This is a genomic window from Saccharothrix sp. NRRL B-16348, assembly GCF_001280085.1.
GTDB lineage: Bacteria > Actinomycetota > Actinomycetes > Mycobacteriales > Pseudonocardiaceae > Actinosynnema.
The window spans coordinates 1-1,495 of record NZ_LGED01000251.1 but is presented as its reverse complement, the minus strand read 5'-3'; the positions used below and the strand labels follow the sequence as shown (position 1 = coordinate 1,495).

General features: G+C 65.5%; 3 protein-coding genes. 2 read left to right on the top strand and 1 reads right to left on the bottom strand.

Annotation, left to right across the window (positions count from 1 at the left end; translation table 11 throughout):
- Positions 1-419: hypothetical protein (locus tag ADK67_RS41240; RefSeq protein WP_231648612.1), on the top strand; the 419-nt coding region annotated here is incomplete at its 5' end.
- A gap of 91 nt (positions 420-510) precedes the next feature.
- The gene (locus ADK67_RS41235; protein ID WP_157621479.1) at positions 511-1,185 is read left to right on the top strand and encodes a hypothetical protein; all 675 of its coding nucleotides are present in this window, start codon (positions 511-513) and stop codon (positions 1,183-1,185) included.
- Between the two features lie 76 nt (positions 1,186-1,261).
- Here the strand turns inward: ADK67_RS41235 and ADK67_RS54290 are convergent.
- The coding region (locus ADK67_RS54290; protein WP_231648611.1) for a hypothetical protein at positions 1,262-1,495 on the bottom strand (234 nt) is incomplete at its 5' end.

Sequence of the window (1,495 nt, the reverse complement as noted above, 5' to 3'; positions counted from 1 at the left end):
TCACCGCGGCGTGCGGCATGGCCGTCATCGGCTTCATCCCGCTGGGCAAGGGCGCCAAACTCGCCGCGAACGCCGTCGAAGCGGGCGTCGACGCCGCGCGAACCGTAGCGCGAACTCCGGCGGGGACCATCACCCAGAAGTCCTTGGACCACTCCTTCGACAGGCATGCCGCCCAGTGGTTCGGAGGTACGCCCGGGAAAGCGAGAATCGGTGAGTGGCAAGCGCTCATCGAGCGTGCTTCGCAGAGTGGTAAAGTGATTCCCTGGAATACCGGTAAAACGTTGACCAACGCGCACTTGGCTCGCATCGACGGGAAATGGTTCGCGGTTCAGTACGAACGCGGAAGCGGGAAATTCGTCACTGCGCACGTGCTCAACCAGGGTCAGGTGGGTGCCATGCTCAAACTGCTCGGGAAGTGAAATGTCTCAGTTGTATCCTGAGCCCCCGCACCTGTGGGCGGCCGTCTACGCGGACGATGACGAGTCCGCCACCTTCGCGAGGGCGTGCGGCGTGGCGGAAACGCTGGGGTGCACGCCGGCAGGGTTGGTCGAGGTGGTCCCGGAAGACAAGGAGTTCGACTTCTTCTTCGACGTCGCGGACGTGGTGGAGGCCGTCCGGGTCGACGCCGCCCGGCATGCCGAGCTGACCGCGGGGGAGGTGGTCGGTGCTCGCGCGGTGCGCGCCGGGTACCGGCATCCGAAGTTCGGGGTGGTCACCGTTCAGTACCAGCCCCGGCAGAACGGGGATCGTCACCCGATCTCGCTCGAACTCGGCGCAGGACCGCTGGGTATCCCGGTGGACCTGTGGTCCAAGAGCACCCGTCGGCGCGCGTATGGGGTCGCTGAGTGGATCCGCGAAGTGCTCAAGGCGCTGGCAGGTGAGTCCGGGGTGCTTTACGGAGGTATCGGGATCGAGAACGCGTTGCCCACTCCGGATGAGCTGGGTAGGACAGGTGAGCTGCCGACGGAGTTGTTCGTCTCGCACTCCGTGCTGGGTCGGGGCGGAGCGCTCGCCGATGACCTGCGGCGTGAGTTCGAGCAAGGAGAATCCGCCTCTTGGGCAACCGGGCGGTTCTTCTCCGCTTGGGAGCCGTTCAACTCCCGACGGGTCTCCATTTCGATGAACGGTGAGAGGATGACCCGGCTGGAGCGTCTGCTGAAGGCGGCATTGACCGACCACGGATGAGTTGTTGCCCGACGATGAGCGGTCGTGGTGTCAACGCGCCGACCCGTACTACATTCCGAGATGACGCGGAAGTTGATCACCTCGTTGGCGGTAGTGGCTGATCAGGGTTCTGTTCAGACGGGCCTGGTACCGGAGGGGTGCGGGCGATCGCGGCAACCGGGTCGACGACGCGGACCAGTACGGTCGCGGCGAGCAGCTCTCGGATCGCCGCTACTCCGTCGAAGGCGAATGCGGCGGCGCGGCACCGGGCTTTGTCGGCCCGATCCAGGACTGCACCGGCACCCTCGTGATGGAACGCACGGTGCTGCAC